The following is an 18,675-nucleotide window of genomic DNA, read 5'->3' on the forward strand; positions in this document are numbered from 1 at the left end:
CATCTTTTCCATGCGTTAGTTTTAAGGAGAAATCTAAACGCCATGTCTGCAACACTGATTAAAAACGCCCGTGTCGTCAACGAAGGGCGGGTCCAAGAGAGAGATTTGAGAATTGTCGGCCAGCGGATTGAGAAGATCGAATCCCATATCATCGCCGCTTCGACTGACCAGATTGTAGAGGCCAGAGGCCGTTTCATTTTGCCCGGAATGATTGATGACCAGGTGCACTTCAGGGAGCCAGGTTTAACGCATAAAGGCTCCATTGCTTCTGAATCCCGCGCAGCAGTCGCTGGTGGCATTACCAGCTATATGGAAATGCCCAATGTCAGCCCGGCCACTACCACGATTGAAGCGTTAGAACGCAAGTTTGATATTGCGGCCAACAACTCCTTGGCGAATTACTCGTTTTACCTTGGTGCAACGGAAGACAATCTAGAGCAAATTAAGCGACTGAATCCAGAAACACACTGCGGTGTTAAGGTGTTTATGGGCGCGTCCACTGGCGATTTGCTGGTGGAAAACCCGACGGCATTGGAAGGGATCTTCCGCGAGTCGCCCGTGCTCATTGTCACGCATTGTGAAAGCGGGGCAGTTATCGCAAAAAACCGGGAAGCGCTTCTTCGTAAAAAGTCCGCTTTCACGATCCATGATCATCCTGTGCTGAGGGATGATGAAGCCTGCTATGCCTCTTCTTCTTATGCCGTAGACTTAGCGAAACGTCATGGTAGCCATCTTCATGTTCTGCACATCACAACTGAAAAAGAGCTTTCTCTTTTCCAAACAGGACCGATTGAGCTTAAACGCATTACCGCTGAAGCCTGTGTGCATCACCTTTGGTTCAGTGAAGAAGACTATGCGGTGCTGGGAAACCTGATTAAGTGTAACCCTGCCATTAAGAAAGCCAGCGATCGTGAAGCGCTGATCCGGGCACTTCACACCAACCAAATTGACATCATCGCGACTGACCATGCACCTCATACTTTTGAAGAAAAGCAGGTGGGCTTTGAGCAGGCTCCGGCAGGTTTACCTTTGGTACAGCATGCGCTGCTGACGCTGCTTGACCATGTCAGTCACGGTCGACTCGATATCACTCAAGTGGTTGAGAAAACTGCACACAATCCCGCTATTCGTTACGGAATTAAAGAGCGTGGTTTTGTTCGTGAAGGCTACTTTGCCGATTTGGTGCTGGTGGATGATAAACAGACCACTGAGGTTAGCCATGATAATGCGTTGTATCACTGTGGATGGACGCCTTTTGCAGGTCATCGCTTTTCGTCGCAGATAGTCTGTACCTGGGTGAATGGCGGGTTGGTTTATCACAATAACAAGGTGCTGGAAGACGAGTCACGCGCGATGAGACTGTTGTTCTCTCGTTAGTGCCCTTTGGATTCAAACAAATACTGGAGCAAGTTGAGACCCCCTATGTTAAGAAAAAATCCAAATGGCGACATGCCAGTCGTATCGGAAAATGCTTTTGTTGATCCGACCGCAATCATCTGCGGCAAAGTGATTATTGAAGACAACGTATTTATTGGTCCGTATGCCGTGATTCGTGCGGATGAGGTGAACGAAGCGGGTGAAATGGAACCCATCCTCATCAAATGTGACACCAATATTCAGGATGGTGTGGTGATTCACTCTAAAGCAGGCGCTGCGGTAACCATTGGAGAGCGCACATCGATTGCGCATCGCTCAATCATCCACGGCCCGTGCGAAGTGTGTGATGACGTTTTCATTGGTTTTAATTCTGTGGTGTTCAATGCTGTTGTGGGTAAGCACTGTGTCATTCGCCACAACTGTGTTGTAGACGGAATGGATCTCCCTGAGAGCTTCCATGTACCGCCAATGACCAATATCGGTGTGGGTTTCGATCTAAACAGTATTTCTAAAGTGCCACCAGAGTATTCAGCGTTTTCTGAGTCTGTGGTTTCCGCAAACCACACCTTGGTACAGGGTTACAGGAGGATCGCCAATGAGCTCTGATAATTCGGCGATTCTGAGTGTGCCAACCAACATCATTACCGGTTTCCTCGGCGTCGGTAAAACCTCCGCCATCTTGCATCTGATGAAGAACAAACCGGAGAACGAGCGTTGGGCCGTATTGGTCAACGAGTTTGGAGAGATCGGTGTCGATGGCAGTCTTTTTCAAGGGCAGCATAGCGAAGGAGAGAAAGTGTTCATTCAGGAAGTGCCGGGTGGCTGCATGTGCTGCGCTGCGGGTCTTCCTATGCAAATCGCGCTAAATCAATTACTGATCGAAGCCAAACCTGATCGGCTGCTGATTGAACCGACTGGCCTTGGGCATCCCAAAGAAGTCTTGGAAGTCTTGTCCTCTGAACACTATCGCGATGTCCTATCACTTCAAAAAACGCTGACTTTGGTTGATGCGAGAAAACTTTCAGAAACCCGCTACACCAATCACGATACTTTTAATCAGCAGATTGCAATTGCTGACACTGTGGTGGGTAACAAGCTTGATCTCTATGCAGAAGGGGACAAAGCCGTACTGGAAGCATATGTGAAAAAGCATGGTCATCGAGATGTGAAAGTGCTGTTCACGCGTCACGGACAAATCGACTTCAAGGAATTTGAAGGAGAGACCTTCATGACGCAGCCACATGCGCATGATCAACACCACCATCATCATCACCACCATGGAAGTAAACCTCTTGCCTCAGAAGTGCCGATGCCAGAAAACGGGGTGTTGATGGCGAAGAACGAAGGTGAAGGTTTTGAAAGTGTTGGCTGGCGATTTTCACCAGACAAGGTCTTTGATAGAGAGCAACTTTCCTTACTACTGCATGATCTTGACGTCGAGCGAATGAAAGCCGTTTTCATCACTGATGATGGGGTGTTTGGTTACAACCTTTCCGAATCAAGCATGTTGGAAATGGAGTTGGATGATTGTGTCGAAAGCCGGATTGAGCTTATTGCACAAGTCGTCGATGTTAGTTTCGAAGATAAACTCATGGGGTGCTTGAGTTCTTGAGATTAAGCGAAGCCGTCGAAAGACGGCTTTTTTCACGACGTGTTAGCGGCCTAGCTTTTTACAAAGCGAGATCATGGTGTTCGCTTCTTCAGCGCTGAGTCCGGTCATGCAGAATATTTTGTCGGTAATGTCTGCGCTGTTTCGGGACAGTTCAATGCCTTCTTGGGTTAATACAACAGACTTCTGCCTGTCGTTGTCTGGAAGGGCGGCACGTTGGATAAGTCCTTTTTGTTCCAATCGTTTTAACAGCGGCGTCATCGTTGCTTTGCTGAGCTCTGCTCTTGAAGCCAACTCAGTGATAGATAGCTTGTCTTCTTTCCAAAGCACCATCATCACCACAAACTGTGTATAGGTCAGTCCCAATGGGTCCAGCAATTGTCTATACAAAGACGTCACGCGGTTAGACGCTGAATAAAGGGCGAAACAAAGCTGTTTATCGATATCTGCAACGGCCAAGGTGATCTCCAATAACTTGTAACTTGTCTCATTATCTACGACTTGCCTTGATTGTCACATCATTTCGTTGACATATAGTTTGTGTACGAACAGTATGTGTACGATCATTTAAGAATAAGGAAAGTAATATGAGTGATGCATGGTTGCCGACGTTAATCACAGACAGCCCAGAAGCTGGCTATCAACTTGCCATTAAAATGTCCCGAATGGGCGTGAAATATACTCAACCTTCAGCGGAAGCGAGAGAGAAGCTACGTCCTGAATATGCGGAAAGTGCAGACAGCTTGATCGCGGTTTCCCACGTTATTGCCGTGAATTTTCAGACGGTCGCGGCGGCGAATAATTATTGGAAGGCTTGACTGTATGTTAACCACTCAAAGCCATCTTGGTGATGGCTTTGAGTGGTTAGCTTAGCTGCTCAGCTCCCTTGCCTGCATGGTCAATCTCATCTGACTGTTTGCAGCGCCAAATCCCTGATACCCGTTTCTCTGAACGATTTCGAAACAGAATCTGCCTGCAAACAATCACGTAACATATTGATTTAAGATGTGAAGAAACGCTAAGAAGTACAGATTTATGTCTGGTTATTTATTAGAAGACATCAAGTAGATATCTCTCCAACGTAGAACTCTATCGTATCCTTTCAGCCAAAATCTTCTTTTTAACCATAAAAAACTTTTTTACAGATTCTCGCTATACATAATGGACCAGATGATATGAAACCATATTAGTCCTGAGATATTGAAAATATAACCGTATTAAAGTAAAGCTACCCTTTTACAAAGGAAAAATGTCAGTTCTTGAAAGTTGGAAGTTTTCTTTTTCGCATTTAATTTCTCATAAATGTTATTTTAATTACATTTAAAGACACTGTATATGAACCTAAGGATTTTTTATTTTTATTTGTCTAGTTATTTGGACGGTTAATCTGTTGACGCATAAGGTTTACGTGTTTAAGGTTCGGGATGAATTCCCTATTTTTAGGGATTTTAGATAAATATGGCTAGGTAGGCAGATTCAAGCCTTCAATGAAAAACTCTGTCTAAAAATCATTAGACATAAAGAAAAACAAACCAAATGCGGGATATAAATGATATGAGTAATTCGATACTTAATTTTTCTATAAGACCTCATGCTTTAAGGTGGTTGGATCTTTGTACATTCGGACCAAAGAAAAACGAAAGTGTGCAGCTATTAAATGAAAGTACTATTAAATGGTTTACTGAACAAATAGATATGGAAACATCATGGCATAGACTACAAACAGAATCTCAAAGTGGTGGCGTCGTACAATCCTCTGCTAGAGTTCGTTCATGGTTGGATATCGCATTTTTCAAACCCGACCAATTGAGGCAGAAAGTAGCCTATGCATTAAGCCAAGTTTTTGTCGTCTCGGATAAAGATAAAGAACTTAATGGCAGGCCTTCGGCACTTGCGAATTACTATGACATACTTGTAAAAAATGCGTTTGGTACATACAAGGATTTGCTTAGAGACGTGACTCGTTCTCCTGTAATGGGTCATTATCTTACGATGGTCAATAACTCTAAAGACAATCCTGATGAAAACTATGCTAGAGAAATCCTACAGTTATTTTCTTGCGGATTATATGAGAGAGAAATCGACCATACTTTAGATGGGTTAGAAGCAACATATAAGCTAGATTCACAGGGTAAATATATTCCTTGCTACACAGAAGATGATATTCGTGAACTAGCTAGAGTATTTACTGGTTGGGTTAGAGATGATGAAAGTTGGTATGAACCAATGATCCAAATAGAGAACGAAGATGTTCGAGATGTTGGATCTAAGACTCTTTTCAATGGTACGGTAGTATTCGACGAGAATAATAATAGATTTGACGAGAGCGAGAATGCAGAAAATAGTCAAACTGATTTAGAAATACTTCTGACAACACTTGAGAATCACCCTTCTACGGCCATCAATATTTGTTTTAAGCTCATACAACTCTTAGTGACATCTAACCCTAGTAGCGGGTATTTGCAACGTGTAGTGGATGTGTTCAATGATGGTACCGATAAGCTAATTGAATTGGGTTATGAGGCTCCTGCACCTGGAGAAGAAAAAGGCCAATTGAAAGCGGTTATATGGGCTATTGTATCTGATAATGAGGTGTATACTGCTCCTCCCAAGTACATGAGCAAGATCCGTGAGCCATGGCTGTCACTTGTTTACATATATCGTGCTCTAAATGTAGACGTGTTGCCAAATGTTGGGGCTGGAGACGACCAATCAAATAAAAAAATTGAGCATGACTTACTTTACTTAAGAACTTGCAACCAATACCCCTTAGGTTCTCCATCAGTCTTTAATTTTTACTTACCTGATTATCAACCTACTGAATTACTACCCAGTGAATATAGTGACGATGGACTAGTTTCTCCAGAACTACAGATAATAGATTGGTCACACATCATTTCAGTACAAAATCATATTTTTGGTATGTTCAATAAAAATGTAACTTATGGGGAGGGAGTTGTAAATCCCAACACTTGTCTCATACCAAGTAATGGTGCAATCTACGACACGTATAGGAAATTACTATTTGTGGATATTGGTCCTTTCTATAATAGCGTAAAAGTCTCAGACAAAATTAGTTTTGTTAATGCTGTTTCTACACGATTTTTTAACTCCTTTATGCCAAAAGATTTGGAAAAACAACTTATAGATGCTTTCCCTCGAGGGGATTTATCGATACAGGCACACAATTGGACCCAAAGATTACTGGCGCTAGCTTTGTCTTCTCCTTATTTTCATGTGCAACAGAATTTAAATTCTTTCTCTTATAGAACAACTGTTCCTGAGGCTCCTGGCGGCAGTTATGTAGTCTGTGACTCATAAGAGCCGAAGAAGGAAATCTTAAACAGTCTTATGATAAAATTTGGAGAGAAATAATGAAAGTGACAAGACGAAGTTTTGTTCGAGGTGTTACTGCTACTGGATTGGCAGCAATGGTTCCGAATATTAGTTTTAAGGTGAATGCATCAACGATCAATAGAAGTGACAGTGGTCATAAAGCGCTGGTTTGTATTTTTCTTAAAGGCGGTAATGACTTTTTTCATCAAGTTGTTCCTGCTAGGATTGATGGTGAAAATAATATATATACTAAATATACCTACAAAAGGAGTGCTTTTCTCCCAAAAGAGGAAGGTACAGATACCCCTACAATTGATGGATTATATTGGGATGCCAAGCTAAAAGATGGGAATGGGGAAGCTATATCTATTCATAATGATATGAGCGAGTTGGAAGAATTATTCCAAAGTGGGAATGCTAATGTTGTGCTAAATGTTGGCACTTTACTGCAAAAAACTGATAAAGAGAACTTAAGTGGCGCCAAACTGCCCAATAATTTGTTTGCGCATAACAAGCAGCAAGAGGCATGGCAAAGAAGCTTTCAAAACAAAGAAGGTGATCAAAGTAAGTTAGGTTGGCTTGGTAGTGCTCTTGATGCAATTCAAGATTCATCTGAAGGTTTTATCTCTAATAACTTCTATGCGGGTCCACATGAATTGATGGACTCCAATAAAACAGAAGCACTTTACTTAAGTAAAACAGGTTTTAATCCTCTCCGTCTTTCATTTGGAAGAATGGGTACCTATTACCAGAATATTTACAGTATCGACTATACCAGAAACTCATCGATGATTCCTGTATCACGTCCTTCACCGTTAACGTCAGCTTACGCAAATGCAATGAAGAAAGCGCATTTCTACTCGGGTGAGTTACAGCCTATTTTTTCTCCAGACGGCACTCCAGCTGATACTTCGATCTCCTATAAATCAGGAAATACTGAATCAAACTTTGCACTTCAGCTAAGGGCAGTTAGGCAAATGATTGAGGCTAAAGATGATCTTGGAGGGAATCATGGAACCCGTCAGGTATTTTTTGTTGAATTGGGTGGGTTTGATACTCACGCTGATCAGGAAATAAGACAGAGTGAGCTTATGAAGGAGTTTTCAACAGTCATTAAACTCTTCTATGAGTCTCTAGGAAGTGATCATCAAGATGTTATGACATGCACTCTGTCAGAGTTCGGCAGAACTATGCATACAAATGATAGGGACGGTACGGATCATGGTTGGGGAGGAGGCCAATTTATCTTCGGACCAAACGTAGCTGAAACGATTAGTGATGACTCTGACTTTAGGCGGTGTTTCGGTAATTATCCGGATTATGAAGACAATAGTGATGATGACAACGGAGAGGGAAGGTTAATTCCTCAGATCTCTCACGAAGAATATGCGGCATATATGCTGGATTGGCTTGGTCTTGAAGCAGACCAAATTGAGGATGTATTCCCGTTGTTGGCTAACAACCCTGATGATAATAGTGAGCCGGAATTTGGAGTGATGACTATTTAGCGTATCAGAGGGAAAATATACGTTAGTAGCCGGGGTACAATCCCGGCTATTTTCTTTGAATAATCAAAAAACTATTGGCTATTAACCCCTTAACTCCCTTGCCTGCATGGTTAATCTCATCTGACTGTTTGCAGCGCCAAATCCTTGATACCCATTTCTCTGGACGATTTCGAAACAGAACCTGCCTGCAAACATGGAGGTGTAGAGCTGGTAGAAGCTGCCATTCTCGTCTTCATCGTAAAGAATGTTGTAGCGTTTGAGCTTTTCAATCACTTCATCAGAAAGGGTAAACCGGGCGGCCAAGTCATCATAATAATTGGCGGTGACGGGCATCATCTCTGTCTGCTGTTTGGCCATAAATTCGGCGGTGGCAAAAATATCCTTGGTTGAAAGAGCGATATGATTGACGCCAGTACCCGCGTATTGATCGAGAATTCGGCTAGATACGGTGCGCGACGCTTGGGTGCTGTTAAGCGTGAAACTCACCCCTTTATCAGGCGTTTGCAGGGCCTGACTTTTCACCAAGCCACCAGGGTCTGAAACGCTGACGGTAGGCATGGTTTTCATACTGAACATTGCGCGATAGAGCAGCACTGAGTGAAGCATTTCTTCGTAACTCATGGTGGTAGCTACGTGGTCAACTTTGTTAAGGAAAGCGTGTTGAGTAGCGTCTTCATACCACTTAAACTCGCGCTCCCAATGCGGAGGCTGGTCAGCGTCATCCACCATGTAAAGGAGGCTTTGACCAGGGCCATAGATGGCAGGAATGCCATGCGTGTCATTTTCAGGGTTTCCGTAAACTGGCGAGAATTCGAGCTTCTTAGCTCTCTCCACCATATCGTCGACATGGGTACAGGTTAACCCGACAGCACAAACGGAGACACCATGCTGCTGGTGGAAATTCTGGGCGAAGCTATCTGGCTCCATATTCATCACCAGATGAATATTCCCCTGTTTCCACAATTCCACATCTTTACGTTTGTGGGTGGCAGCGTGACAAAAGCCAAGCTGAGACAGCAGCTTGGTCAGGGCGAGCTTTTCATTGTCGCTGACGGCGAATTCAATAAACTGCACTTCGCTGGGCGGGTTGACACTTGGAATTTCAAGCGCTTCTGTATCAGCGGATTTTTCTGCCGCGCGGTTGGCATAAACCAGTGAACGGTAGCCGTCTCGGGCGGTTTTTTCCGTCGAGCCTGCACGAAATTGATCGTTGAAAATCTCAAGAGAGAAAGGCCCGTCGTAACCCGTCGCGTGAAGATTAGACACAAACTGTCCAATGGGAAGATCGCCCTGCCCAGGGAAGCAGCGATAGTGTCGGCTCCAACTGAGATGATCCATCGAAAGGCTAGGGGCATCCGCAACCTGTACGAGGAAAATTCTGTCGCCGGGAATGTTGAGCATGGTATCCAGCTCGGTCTGGCGAGAAAAAATGTGGAATGTGTCGAGACACAGCCCGACATTTTTGTGATTGGCGCGACGCACAATTTCCCATGAGTCGCGATAATCATAAACGTATTTACCCCATCCCAAGGCTTCATATGCAACCCGCATATTGCGTTTAGCTGCACGCTCGCCAAGCTCATGGAAATCATCTGCTGCGCGTTGGATACCGCCCAAAGCTTGGGGCGATACACTGCTGCAGACCATCAACAAATCGGTGCCAAGTTCTTCCATCAGGTCAAACTTCCTTTCCGCGCGATCAAACGCTTTTTCCCGGTAAGGGGAAGGGAGGCCTTCGAAATCGCGGAAGGGTTGATAGGTAACAACCTCAAGACCGTGATCGTCTAACATGCTTCGGATTTCGTGAACTGATCCGTTGTGAGTGATCAGATCATTCTCGAAGATTTCAATGCCACGAAAACCTGCTTTGGCGATGGCTTCGATTTTTTGTCTCAGGGTGCCTGAAAGACAAACCGTTGCGATGGAGTAAATCATGCGTTATTTGCTCCCCAGCTTTGCGACTAGCCCGTCGATAGCCAGGGCGTAGCCTTCAATTCCAAACCCAACAATCACACCGACTGCGACAGGTGAAAGGTAGGAGTGATGGCGAAACGATTCACGAGCATGCACATTGGAAATATGAAGCTCAATCACAGGGACTTCTGCCGCTTTAATCGCGTCATAAAGGGCGATAGAGGTATGCGTGTAAGCGCCTGCGTTGAACACAACGCCAATCATTTTTCCTGCTTTCACTGCGCGGCCAGCATTGTGCAGAGCTTCAATCAGTTCACCTTCATGGTTACTTTGGAAGCACTCAACGACAACACCGTGCTTTTCACCGGCATCTCGGCAAAGCTGTTCGACATCAGCCAAGGTGCTGTGTCCGTAAAGTCCGGGCTCGCGTTGACCCAGCATGTTCAGGTTTGGGCCGTTCATTACCAGAATAGATTTCATGTCACGCCCTCCTATGCGATGTCGTCAATGTATACTGTGCGACCGGTCTTCACTGCCTCAACCACGGCTTCCGTCACGCGAAGGTTTTGCAGGCCGTCTCTTACTGTGACCAATGGTTTTTCTTCTTTACGGATCACGCGGCAGAAGTGGTTGAGCTGCTCAACCAATGGGTCTTTACGATGAAGAGACACGTCTTCACATTCGAACGGTTTCCACCATGAGCGCTCTTGTTCACTCTTGTAGTATTTGAGACGCATGGTTGGCACTGAAATCGAACCATTGGTGCCTGCGATGTGGTAACAATCTTCATCGGGATAGCTCGCGTAGGCTTTATTTTCCTGCGAGGTTTGTTCCCAGCTTTGACCAGAGCCAGCGGTGTCTGAAAGCAGGAATGTACCGAGTGCACCGTTGGCAAAGCTGAGATTGATCGAAACAGTGTCTTCGACTTCGAACTGACGACGGCGATTAGACGCCATGGACTGCACAGCAACGATTTCGCCACATAGGTAACGTAAGTTGCCGATATCATGAATAAGGTTTATCAGAATGGGGCCGCCACCTTCTTTGGTACGCCATGGTGCCGCGACAAAGTAATCGTCAGGTTTGTAGAACATGGCGCTACCATGAGCAGCGACCACCTGACCAATCGCACCCGTTTCAATGATTTCCCGGGTACGTTTGATGATTGGGCTGTGCATGCGGTGGTGACCGACCAGTAAGGTGTCCCAGATGCCGGGCTCTTTGGTGGCGATGTCGAGTAATGAGTTGGCTTCTTCAACAGTGTGAGACACTGGCTTCTCAATCAGTGCTGGCATGCGATATTCAATACAGAGCTTGGCTTGCGGGACATGCAGGTTATTCGGGGTGGCGAGAATAACGCCATCCGCCAAACCTGAATCAAGCAATTCCACGAGGGTTTCAAAGTGGGGCACGCCATATTCTTTGGCGAGGTCGATGCTCGCTTCAAACGGATCAACAATCGCGGCTAAGTCGCACGCTTTGCTCTCCGAGACGAGTCGAATATGATTTTTGCCGATCAATCCTGCTCCGACGACGGCGATTCTTGGCTTCTCCATTTACTACTTACTTCCTTGTTATGATTATGATGCGACAGGCTTTACTGTCGATTTTGGGTACTTGTTTCTTTCATTCTGGTAAGGAAACCGCCTAGGTGGGTTTCCAATGCTTTCACACAGGCATCGAGGTCGCGTTTCAATGCCGCCTCCAACACGCTTTGGTGTTCATCAACCACGTATTTGCCACGAAATCCTTCTGTGCGAAGTTCCATGACGACGAACTGCCTAAATTGATCGTAGACCTGTCTGTGGTAGTGCATGTGTAATTCTGACTGGCATGCGCCAATCAAAGCTGCATGAAATTCGTAATCGCACCGGTGCCACATCATGAAATACTCATCGATGTTTTCGCGCATTTTGCTCTCGACGTGTTCGAGTTTATGGTGGGCAGCAACCAGGTTGCTTTCCCATTCCATATCGCCGTTTGCAAAGGACGCGCGGGCGCCATCTGTTTCAAGAAGAATGCGAAGTCGGGTGAGTTCTTCCATCTTCTGGATTGAAAAGCTTGCGACATGAAAGCCTTTCTGGCCTTCTGCAATCACCAAGCCTTCAGAGGAGAGTCTTGTCAGGCTTTCGCGCAAAAGATTCACACCACTGCCATAGCGTTCTTTCAGCGATTCCATTCTGAGTCGGCTTCCCGGCTCAAACTCACCTTTCAACAAATCCGTGCGAAGTGTTTCGTACAGCGTCATTTATCCGTGCCTCAAAGAAACTGAGTCTTAAGAAATCTGCATCGACTTCATCACGATGCCTTTTCAGTTTTACTCCCTAAATTTCTTCGCATCTGTCTCGTTTTTGTGAATGGGCTATAAATCTAAAAATATCCCCTAATTTGAAAAATAGGTGACGTTTTAACAAATGAGACACAATCGGGTAACAAATCAACAATCACTTCGTCTAGGCTAGTAACAGGTCAATAAGGGCGAATCCCATGAGGCTTCGTCTTACAACAAAGAGGCAGTAAGTCTCTGACAACAAGGAGTGAAGTATGGAAGGACTCTGGGACAGGGAAGGCTGTCGCCATGGATTAGGGCGGGGAAATACCAAGGTCGATTTGGTGTTTTCTGAACTGAGCATCCAACGCTTTAGTTTGATTGCCGATAAGCACAACAACTAGGGAGTCATGTTGTGAAAACGATTCTGCACTGGTTACAGCGAATAGCAGATGGCGTTGCAGTCACCATGTTGGCGGTAATGTTCCTTCTCTTTTGCGCGCAAATATTTTCCCGCTACGTCTTGAATGATCCGATTGGCTGGTCGTCAGAAGTGCTTCTGACTTTATGGCTTTGGGTTATTTTCTGGGCGGGCGCGTTTTGTCTGCGTCATAAAGATCACATTCGCTTTGATCTTCTCTTTTTAAGTGTGCCTGGGAAAGTGCAACGTATCTTTCTGATCTTGTCTGCACTGGGCATCATCATCGGTTTCGGGATGAGCTTTTTGCCGACGTGGGACTACATCACGTTCTACAAAATCAAGAAAAGCGCAATTCTGAAATGGCGCCTTGATTATGTATTCAGCATTTACGGGATTTTCCTTGGTGCGATTATTCTCCGCTACGGCCTTGCACTGATTCAATTCCTGAATCCGAATTACAAAGTGCAAGAAGACAAGGATGAGCAGGTGGAAGAATGAGTTTAGCTTTAACACTATGTCTGGTGACAGTGCTGTTGCTGGCGGCTTTCGGTACGCCGGTATCTTTCTCCATGATTATTGGTGCCATTGTTTACTTGGCAGTCAGTGGTCAGGACTTGGCGCTGGCAGGCGAACAAATTATTCAGGGGTTCTACAACAGCTTTATTCTGCTGGCTGTGCCTCTTTTCATTGCTGCAGCGAACATTATGAACGCAGGCAGTATTACGGACAGACTACTCCAGTTTTGTGTCGCAATGGTTGGCCATTTCCGTGGCGGCTTAGGACACGTTAACATCGTTTCCAGTCTGATCTTCTCTGGTATGTCGGGTTCTGCGGTTGCTGACGCCGCGGGTGTGGGCCGCGTTATCATTAACATGATGACCAAAGATGGCCGCTATCCGCCGTCCTATGCAGCAGCGATTACTGCCGCATCGGCGACAATTGGTCCGATCATTCCGCCTTCGATTCCGATGGTGATTTACGCCTTGGTGTCTGATACCTCTGTCGGTTACCTCTTTATCGCAGGTTTGGTACCGGGTCTTCTGATGGGTGTGGTTCTGATGGGCCTGAACGCCTATATGGCCACCAAGATGGATATCCCGAAAGAACCACGCACGCCGATGAAGGATATCCCGCGTATTACCTTCCGCGCTTTGCCAACACTGATGATGCCAGCGATTCTGCTGTTTGGTATCTATGGCGGTATTACTACGCCGACAGAAGCGGCGGCAGTGGCAGCGGCGTATGCGTTGATTCTGGCAGTAGCGTACCGTTCAATCAGCTTCAAGCAACTGTACATGGCGTTGAAAGAAAGTGCGTACTCGTCGGCATCTGTCGGTCTGGTTATCGGTTCTGCACTGATCTTCAACTACATCGTAGCGACAGAGAATGTTCCGACTGCGATTGCAGAAATGATTACGGCGGCAGACTTGTCACCGCTGCAGTTCTTGCTGATCGTCAACCTGATTTATCTCGGTCTTGGCTTCCTGCTGGATGCGACGACCGTGATTCTGGTTATCGTTCCGCTGTTTGTACCGGCTTGTCGTGAATTAGGTATCGACCTCGTGCACTTCGGTGTCGTGACCATCGTGAACTTGATGATTGGCCTGATTACGCCACCTTACGGGGTCTTGCTGTTCGTGATAAACGGCACCACCAAGATTCCGTTGGCGGGCATTATCAAGCAAGTGATTCCGTTCATCTTCGTTCTGCTGGCAGCACTGTTCATTATGATCTTGTTCCCAGACTTGATCCTAAGTATGCCAAGGTTGATGGGCTATCAGGGATAGCGATTTCACTTGGTACATAAAAAGAAAAGGCCTTTATGGCCTTTTCTTCTTTCTGCATTTCACGCTTCGTTTTTAATGCTTGGTATCCGGTTCATTCTGCATCGATTTGGATGATACAAAGCTATCAACCAACCATTTGGTGAGTGTCTTAAGAAGCTGCTGTTTGGTAATCGGTTTAACCAAGTGATCCTGCATGATTTCACGAATCGCCAGAGTCACTTCTTCACTGTATTCCCCCGAGAGAGCAATAACAGGAATTGGGCCAACCAAACGACGGATTTCATGGGTGGTGTCGATACCATTTCTACCTGGCATATGGATATCCATCAAAATGAGATCGAAGTTCTCATTCGCCACTTTTTGAATCGCTTCATCGCCTGATGAGGCTTCATCAACTGTAATGCCCTCGCTGGTGAGATACGCTTTAACCAACATGCGGTTGACCTGCATGTCGTCAACTACCAATACGCGCTTACCAATCAGACTGCCAAGCTTTGCGAGTTTGCCTTCATCAATGAGGTTATCGAATGAGCGTAGGAAGGTCAGTTTGTCGAACACGCCTTCAATTTCACCCTGAACCAAATGCTCTGAAAATTCGGTTGGCTCACTGTCTTTTGCGTCAAACACCAGAACTGGCGTGACTTGCGCATGGTGGCCTAAGTCACCGGCCCGCAGTGCTTTCACGAGCCCAATGTCTCTATTCAGCTCAGATTGTTCCAGCACGATGAAATCGACAGGATGATTGAGCTCATGAGTAAAGCCGGTTTCGACATCGTTGGTAAAACAAACCTTAATGTCGAGTGCGCCCAGTTCCTTAGAAAGCCAACTTCCTGACTCAGGCTGCGCAACAACGAGGCAAGATTTACCTGCGACATATTGCTTGATGCGTCCCTGTGTTTCTTCATCTTGCTCTTCTTGATCGACTGAAGGGAAGGTGAGGACGAACTCGGTAAATTCTCCTTCAACAGAATGGCATCGGATACTACCGCCAAAAGACTCCATCACACGTTTGCAGTAAGATAGACCAAGGCCATTACCTTGCTTCTTACCACTGGTATAGAACTCATCAAAAATATGAGTGACCTGAGTTGCTGGGATTCCCGGGCCAGTATCTATCAAGTGGACCGCATTTCCCTCTGCGGCTTGTGTAAAGTGAATCCTGACCCGGCTTTCTGGGTACCTATCGAAATAGTAGACCGCATTCTTGAGCAGGTTTAACAACACGAAACTGTATAGCGTGTCGCTGCCGTGGAAGAAAAAATCCTCCTCAAGATTCAGGTCGATTCTGTTTCTATGGTCTTCGCTATAGAAGCTGAAATCTTTGAGTGCCTGGGATGTCAGATCACCCACGGAGTAGTAAGAGAACAAGCTGGTACTGATGCCATCCCCACGAAGCTCGTCAAGAATGGCGTCAATAAAGCGGGTGCCGAGTTGCACCGCTTTTTTACCTTCAGACAGCTCCTGGTAAAGCTTCTTCATATCCTGAGATGCAAAAGGTGCGAGCGACCCGTTTTCCACGCCGAACATATCGGCATCGATACGTTCGAAGTGATATTTAATTTTCGTCAGTGGATTGCGGATCTCATGGGCGATGGAGCCAGCAAGTACCTGAGATTTACGCACCTTGTCTTCTGTGACAATGAATCGGTTTGCTTCATCAAATAGTCGCTGTAGACCCATGATTTCTTCACTGGAAAAGAGATCGTTCTCTTTCTCTTTCGACACCATATACAGATGCGTGACTTCGTTCTTCTCGTTCGTAATGGGGAGAACCAAAGAGGTGCCAGCGTTGACCATCGCGCGGGTGACATCACGAAGCTCTTCCTGAACTTCCGGGTCCTCGTGCTTAATCTCGTACTCCAGTTCCTCTTTGACCAGCACTGAACGGTCGCCATGGAAGCAGGAAAGGAAAAGGTTATTCTCTTCTGAATTGTTCCCCACTTTCTGAATGCGGCCAAACTTGGCTTTCAGCACCTCGTTAAGCTGTACCACCGCATCATCTGTTGAGTAGCGAAACTCACCAATCAAGTTACAGATGTTTTCAACCGGGTTACCTTTCTCTTTATAGAAAAGTCGGTTGACCTGTGCGCGGATGAACTTATGAGAACGGTTCCAGTACATACCCGTAACGACAGTCCAAACCACAAACAGCATGCTTTCCATTTGGAAGTGGCGTGTCGTTAGTAAGGATATAGGTACGATATACAAGGCGGCATTCAGCATGAAGCTGACAGAAATCATCGCGATATAACGACTGCTGTAGAAGCGGTTATGCAGTAGGGCATAACCGACCAACAACGCTTCAATGATAGACAGCGCAGGCGGAACCCAGACAACGGAGAAGTCATTGAACACTACCGGGATAAGGAAGTGCGCCATAAAGGTGGAGACAATAAAAGCCACCATGCCTAATACCATGTACTTGGCTTTAATCTGCTGCAGCTTGAGCTTGCTTCGGCTGGAGAGCACGAAGTTGGTCAAAGTCATGATGATCAGCAAGATCAAAATGCCAAAGAACAATCCGCTGGTGGGGCCGAATCTGATAACAAAGTTGCCAATGTCATAGACATCAACGGATACCACATTCAGTCCGGGTATCAGGTTGGTTACCAATGTAATGAGGCAGGTAGCCTGGAAGAACAGCCAATACCAGCGTTTGATCTGAAAACCTTCCCGCTCGGAAACCAAGCGGCAAGAGAACAGGTAAGCAAACGCAAATGCCAGACCAGAGAACATGTTCGCGGCCAGTGCCATGATGGTGGCAGCGGGCTCGCCAAGGTAGACGAGCAAACCAGATTGGAAATAGGCGTTAGACAATATCCACGCCGAAATGAACATGGTGTAAAGCGTGTATGGGCGATATAAAGGTCGGGTTATCCCCGACCTGTTTTTAGCCAAAGCACGTGCGAAGTTGGTCGCCCAAATCGCAACAATACCGGCAATCGCGACCAAGAAAATCGCTATATAGTTATTGGAAATTGCCTGTATAAATTCATGCATTGGCCGAAGCTCTCGCGAGTTTTCGCATCGAAATGATTCTCTTGTTGTAATCTCTGAAGCTGTTTTCTTCGAATGCCTGACTCATCGGCCCTGTGAAGACAATTCCCTGATAGGTGGTCAAGGCTGTGCCCGCTACGTGCTGTTTGCAGACTGCAACGTAGGGGAGGATGTTGTTACTGTCGTTATTCACAGATTGATAGAACCCGAGGATAGAAGGTTGTTCGACGATGGTATAAGCCACTTCAAGGCCAATATCGGCGAGTTTCAATGTCAGATATTTGAGTGTCAGGTAAAGGACATGGTTCAACTTTTCGCGTGGGCCACTAATTGCCATTCTGATGATTTCACAGACAGCTTGCTTTTGTGTAACAGCGCGCAAAAGAGAATAATCAAATTTCTCAACAGATTCAGTGTTTACTTTATTTTTCAACTGGTTAGAAAAAATACCAGATCTTTCTAATGTACGGATTTTCTCATTTGATAAGGTCAGAGTCCAACTATCTGTTTGGAAAAATGGGTCAAAAGTTAGCCAGTTGTCATGTTGTGCATAGCGTTGGATAAGTGCTGAAGAAAGCAGCAATGGAGCGTTACCACCCACATCCTGATACAGAATGAAGTGTTCACCTGAGGCAGAGATATCCAGGTAGTAAAGCATTTCGTACCAATGTTGCTGCTTAACGAAGGTTTCAAGGTTGATAAGCACATTGGCAAGAGACAGTACCATTGGGTAAGGCGAGTGACTGGTCAGGAAAAGCCGCTCGTCATTTCGAATGTCTTCCACTACTTCATAGCGATACATCTCACTCACGTTTTCCATTTCTGCCGACACGGGCTGCTCTTCATAGTGTGCCTGAAGGTTTTGTCTTGCTTGCTCGTTAATTTGAAACGCTTTGAATTCCGCCCAACACATCAGAATGTCGCCATAGAACGTCATTGCAATGCGTTCAATGTAAAGGAAAAGAGATGGAAGGTTTTTAATCGGGCGGATACCGTTTATCGACTCAGCAAGTGTAGATGTCAACGTGGTGTAGAGATTACCTCTTGGTGCTTCAGGATCCTGTGCTTGATGAATCTCGCTAACACGGTAAGAAACAATTTTTTCGAACAAGTCAAAGTAATGATTTTCATACATATATTGGTTCACATACTGCATGAAAGCACGCTTATTGTTTTCTGTTGGCTGCGCTGCACTGAGAGAGATGATCTTCTGTTGCAGAGTGATTTGAGTGTAAGAAGGGGTGATATTGATGTCGTACATACTTAATTCCTCGACGTGGTTCAATAAAGTCCAGTTAAGTGTACGATCACTTTGATACAGCTATTAGACGAGACTCGCAATTGTCTACTTATTGAAACAGTTACGACGGTTTACATAAAAGAGAGCGATTGCTTGTCCATAAGTCGTTGACGAGGGTGATAGATCAGCGAATTCGGTTCCTACCGTGTTTTATGTC

16 protein-coding genes are annotated in these 18,675 nt (G+C 45.6%); 9 read left to right on the forward strand and 7 right to left on the reverse strand.

Features of this window, described 5'->3' with window-relative positions:
- Nucleotides 1-42: 42 nt before the first annotated feature.
- From GCE9029_RS04760 to GCE9029_RS04770, 3 genes are read left to right on the forward strand one after another with little or no spacing between them, the layout of a single operon-like run.
- Nucleotides 43-1,377, forward strand: coding sequence for a dihydroorotase (locus GCE9029_RS04760; RefSeq protein WP_062661278.1), 1,335 nt, complete (start codon nucleotides 43-45; stop codon nucleotides 1,375-1,377).
- A 45-nt stretch (nucleotides 1,378-1,422) separates the two neighbouring features.
- Nucleotides 1,423-1,983, forward strand: a complete 561-nt coding sequence (locus GCE9029_RS04765) for an LbetaH domain-containing protein (protein ID WP_062661279.1) — start codon at nucleotides 1,423-1,425, stop codon at nucleotides 1,981-1,983.
- Entirely contained in the window at nucleotides 1,973-2,989 is a 1,017-nt protein-coding gene (locus GCE9029_RS04770) for a CobW family GTP-binding protein (protein WP_062661281.1), read from the forward strand. The genes GCE9029_RS04765 and GCE9029_RS04770 overlap by 11 nt, the downstream gene beginning before the upstream one ends.
- A 42-nt stretch (nucleotides 2,990-3,031) precedes the next feature.
- Here the strand turns inward: GCE9029_RS04770 and GCE9029_RS04775 are convergent, their stop codons facing one another.
- Nucleotides 3,032-3,445 (reverse strand): MarR family winged helix-turn-helix transcriptional regulator, encoded by a 414-nt coding sequence (locus GCE9029_RS04775; protein ID WP_039850553.1) that lies wholly within the window; start codon nucleotides 3,443-3,445, stop codon nucleotides 3,032-3,034.
- Nucleotides 3,446-3,573: 128 nt separating this feature from the next.
- On the opposite strand from GCE9029_RS04775, the gene GCE9029_RS04780 reads away from it, so the two are divergent.
- The 3 genes from GCE9029_RS04780 (at nucleotide 3,574) to GCE9029_RS04790 (ending at nucleotide 7,830) form a co-directional block, all read left to right on the forward strand.
- The gene (locus GCE9029_RS04780) at nucleotides 3,574-3,804 is read left to right on the forward strand and encodes a hexameric tyrosine-coordinated heme protein (protein ID WP_046303275.1); all 231 of its coding nucleotides are present in this window, start codon (nucleotides 3,574-3,576) and stop codon (nucleotides 3,802-3,804) included.
- A 736-nt stretch (nucleotides 3,805-4,540) separates the two neighbouring features.
- Nucleotides 4,541-6,307: a DUF1800 family protein gene (locus GCE9029_RS04785; protein WP_082804319.1), complete on the forward strand. Its 1,767-nt coding sequence runs from the start codon at nucleotides 4,541-4,543 to the stop codon at nucleotides 6,305-6,307.
- A 53-nt stretch (nucleotides 6,308-6,360) separates the two neighbouring features.
- The gene (locus GCE9029_RS04790; protein WP_062661285.1) at nucleotides 6,361-7,830 is read left to right on the forward strand and encodes a DUF1501 domain-containing protein; all 1,470 of its coding nucleotides are present in this window, start codon (nucleotides 6,361-6,363) and stop codon (nucleotides 7,828-7,830) included.
- A gap of 81 nt (nucleotides 7,831-7,911) precedes the next feature.
- On the opposite strand, the gene GCE9029_RS04795 is transcribed toward GCE9029_RS04790, so the two are convergent.
- Genes GCE9029_RS04795 through GCE9029_RS04810 form a run of 4 tightly spaced genes read right to left on the reverse strand, consistent with a single transcriptional unit; the run spans nucleotide 7,912 to nucleotide 11,992 of the window.
- The gene (locus GCE9029_RS04795; protein WP_062661287.1) at nucleotides 7,912-9,765 is read right to left on the reverse strand and encodes a bifunctional sugar phosphate isomerase/epimerase/4-hydroxyphenylpyruvate dioxygenase family protein; all 1,854 of its coding nucleotides are present in this window, start codon (nucleotides 9,763-9,765) and stop codon (nucleotides 7,912-7,914) included.
- 3 nt (nucleotides 9,766-9,768) lie between these two features.
- The gene (aroQ, locus tag GCE9029_RS04800; protein WP_062661289.1) at nucleotides 9,769-10,224 is read right to left on the reverse strand and encodes a type II 3-dehydroquinate dehydratase; all 456 of its coding nucleotides are present in this window, start codon (nucleotides 10,222-10,224) and stop codon (nucleotides 9,769-9,771) included.
- An 11-nt stretch (nucleotides 10,225-10,235) separates the two neighbouring features.
- Nucleotides 10,236-11,300: a Gfo/Idh/MocA family protein gene (locus GCE9029_RS04805; RefSeq protein WP_062661291.1), complete on the reverse strand. Its 1,065-nt coding sequence runs from the start codon at nucleotides 11,298-11,300 to the stop codon at nucleotides 10,236-10,238.
- 41 nt (nucleotides 11,301-11,341) lie between these two features.
- Nucleotides 11,342-11,992 (reverse strand): GntR family transcriptional regulator, encoded by a 651-nt coding sequence (locus tag GCE9029_RS04810; protein WP_002541911.1) that lies wholly within the window; start codon nucleotides 11,990-11,992, stop codon nucleotides 11,342-11,344.
- Nucleotides 11,993-12,288: 296 nt separating this feature from the next.
- Between GCE9029_RS04810 and GCE9029_RS26910 the strand changes: the two genes are divergently transcribed.
- The 3 genes from GCE9029_RS26910 to GCE9029_RS04820 are packed head-to-tail and all read left to right on the forward strand — an operon-like array spanning nucleotide 12,289 to nucleotide 14,221.
- Entirely contained in the window at nucleotides 12,289-12,417 is a 129-nt protein-coding gene (locus GCE9029_RS26910; RefSeq protein WP_269449268.1) for a hypothetical protein, read from the forward strand.
- An 11-nt stretch (nucleotides 12,418-12,428) separates the two neighbouring features.
- Entirely contained in the window at nucleotides 12,429-12,932 is a 504-nt protein-coding gene (locus GCE9029_RS04815; RefSeq protein ID WP_046306845.1) for a TRAP transporter small permease, read from the forward strand.
- Nucleotides 12,929-14,221: a TRAP transporter large permease gene (locus GCE9029_RS04820; RefSeq protein WP_062661292.1), complete on the forward strand. Its 1,293-nt coding sequence runs from the start codon at nucleotides 12,929-12,931 to the stop codon at nucleotides 14,219-14,221. Before GCE9029_RS04815 ends, GCE9029_RS04820 begins: the two co-directional genes overlap by 4 nt.
- Nucleotides 14,222-14,293: 72 nt before the next feature.
- On the opposite strand, the gene GCE9029_RS04825 is transcribed toward GCE9029_RS04820, so the two are convergent.
- Both GCE9029_RS04825 and GCE9029_RS04830 read right to left on the reverse strand, forming a co-directional pair.
- On the reverse strand, nucleotides 14,294-17,221 hold the full coding sequence (locus GCE9029_RS04825) for an ATP-binding response regulator (protein WP_062661294.1): 2,928 nt from the start codon (nucleotides 17,219-17,221) through the stop codon (nucleotides 14,294-14,296).
- Nucleotides 17,214-18,479, reverse strand: coding sequence for an acyl-homoserine-lactone synthase (locus tag GCE9029_RS04830; protein WP_062661297.1), 1,266 nt, complete (start codon nucleotides 18,477-18,479; stop codon nucleotides 17,214-17,216). Before GCE9029_RS04830 ends, GCE9029_RS04825 begins: the two co-directional genes overlap by 8 nt.
- Between the last annotated feature and the right edge of the window lie 196 nt (nucleotides 18,480-18,675).

The organism is Grimontia celer (genome assembly GCF_900055185.1).
GTDB classification, from domain to species: domain Bacteria; phylum Pseudomonadota; class Gammaproteobacteria; order Enterobacterales; family Vibrionaceae; genus Enterovibrio; species Enterovibrio celer.

What these genes read in the sequence shown, in the direction of transcription:
- GCE9029_RS04760 (WP_062661278.1), top strand. Translation starts at nt 43, where the DNA reads ATGTCTGCAACACTGATTAAAAACGCCCGTGTCGTCAACGAAGGGCGG.
- GCE9029_RS04765 (WP_062661279.1), top strand. Translation starts at nt 1,423, where the DNA reads ATGTTAAGAAAAAATCCAAATGGCGACATGCCAGTCGTATCGGAAAAT.
- GCE9029_RS04770 (WP_062661281.1), top strand. Translation starts at nt 1,973, where the DNA reads ATGAGCTCTGATAATTCGGCGATTCTGAGTGTGCCAACCAACATCATT.
- GCE9029_RS04780 (WP_046303275.1), top strand. Translation starts at nt 3,574, where the DNA reads ATGAGTGATGCATGGTTGCCGACGTTAATCACAGACAGCCCAGAAGCT.
- GCE9029_RS04785 (WP_082804319.1), top strand. Translation starts at nt 4,541, where the DNA reads ATGAGTAATTCGATACTTAATTTTTCTATAAGACCTCATGCTTTAAGG.
- GCE9029_RS04790 (WP_062661285.1), top strand. Translation starts at nt 6,361, where the DNA reads ATGAAAGTGACAAGACGAAGTTTTGTTCGAGGTGTTACTGCTACTGGA.
- GCE9029_RS04795 (WP_062661287.1), bottom strand. Translation starts at nt 9,765, where the DNA reads ATGATTTACTCCATCGCAACGGTTTGTCTTTCAGGCACCCTGAGACAA.
- aroQ (WP_062661289.1), bottom strand. Translation starts at nt 10,224, where the DNA reads ATGAAATCTATTCTGGTAATGAACGGCCCAAACCTGAACATGCTGGGT.
- GCE9029_RS04805 (WP_062661291.1), bottom strand. Translation starts at nt 11,300, where the DNA reads ATGGAGAAGCCAAGAATCGCCGTCGTCGGAGCAGGATTGATCGGCAAA.
- GCE9029_RS04810 (WP_002541911.1), bottom strand. Translation starts at nt 11,992, where the DNA reads ATGACGCTGTACGAAACACTTCGCACGGATTTGTTGAAAGGTGAGTTT.
- GCE9029_RS26910 (WP_269449268.1), top strand. Translation starts at nt 12,289, where the DNA reads ATGGAAGGACTCTGGGACAGGGAAGGCTGTCGCCATGGATTAGGGCGG.
- GCE9029_RS04820 (WP_062661292.1), top strand. Translation starts at nt 12,929, where the DNA reads ATGAGTTTAGCTTTAACACTATGTCTGGTGACAGTGCTGTTGCTGGCG.
- GCE9029_RS04825 (WP_062661294.1), bottom strand. Translation starts at nt 17,221, where the DNA reads ATGCATGAATTTATACAGGCAATTTCCAATAACTATATAGCGATTTTC.
- GCE9029_RS04830 (WP_062661297.1), bottom strand. Translation starts at nt 18,479, where the DNA reads ATGTACGACATCAATATCACCCCTTCTTACACTCAAATCACTCTGCAA.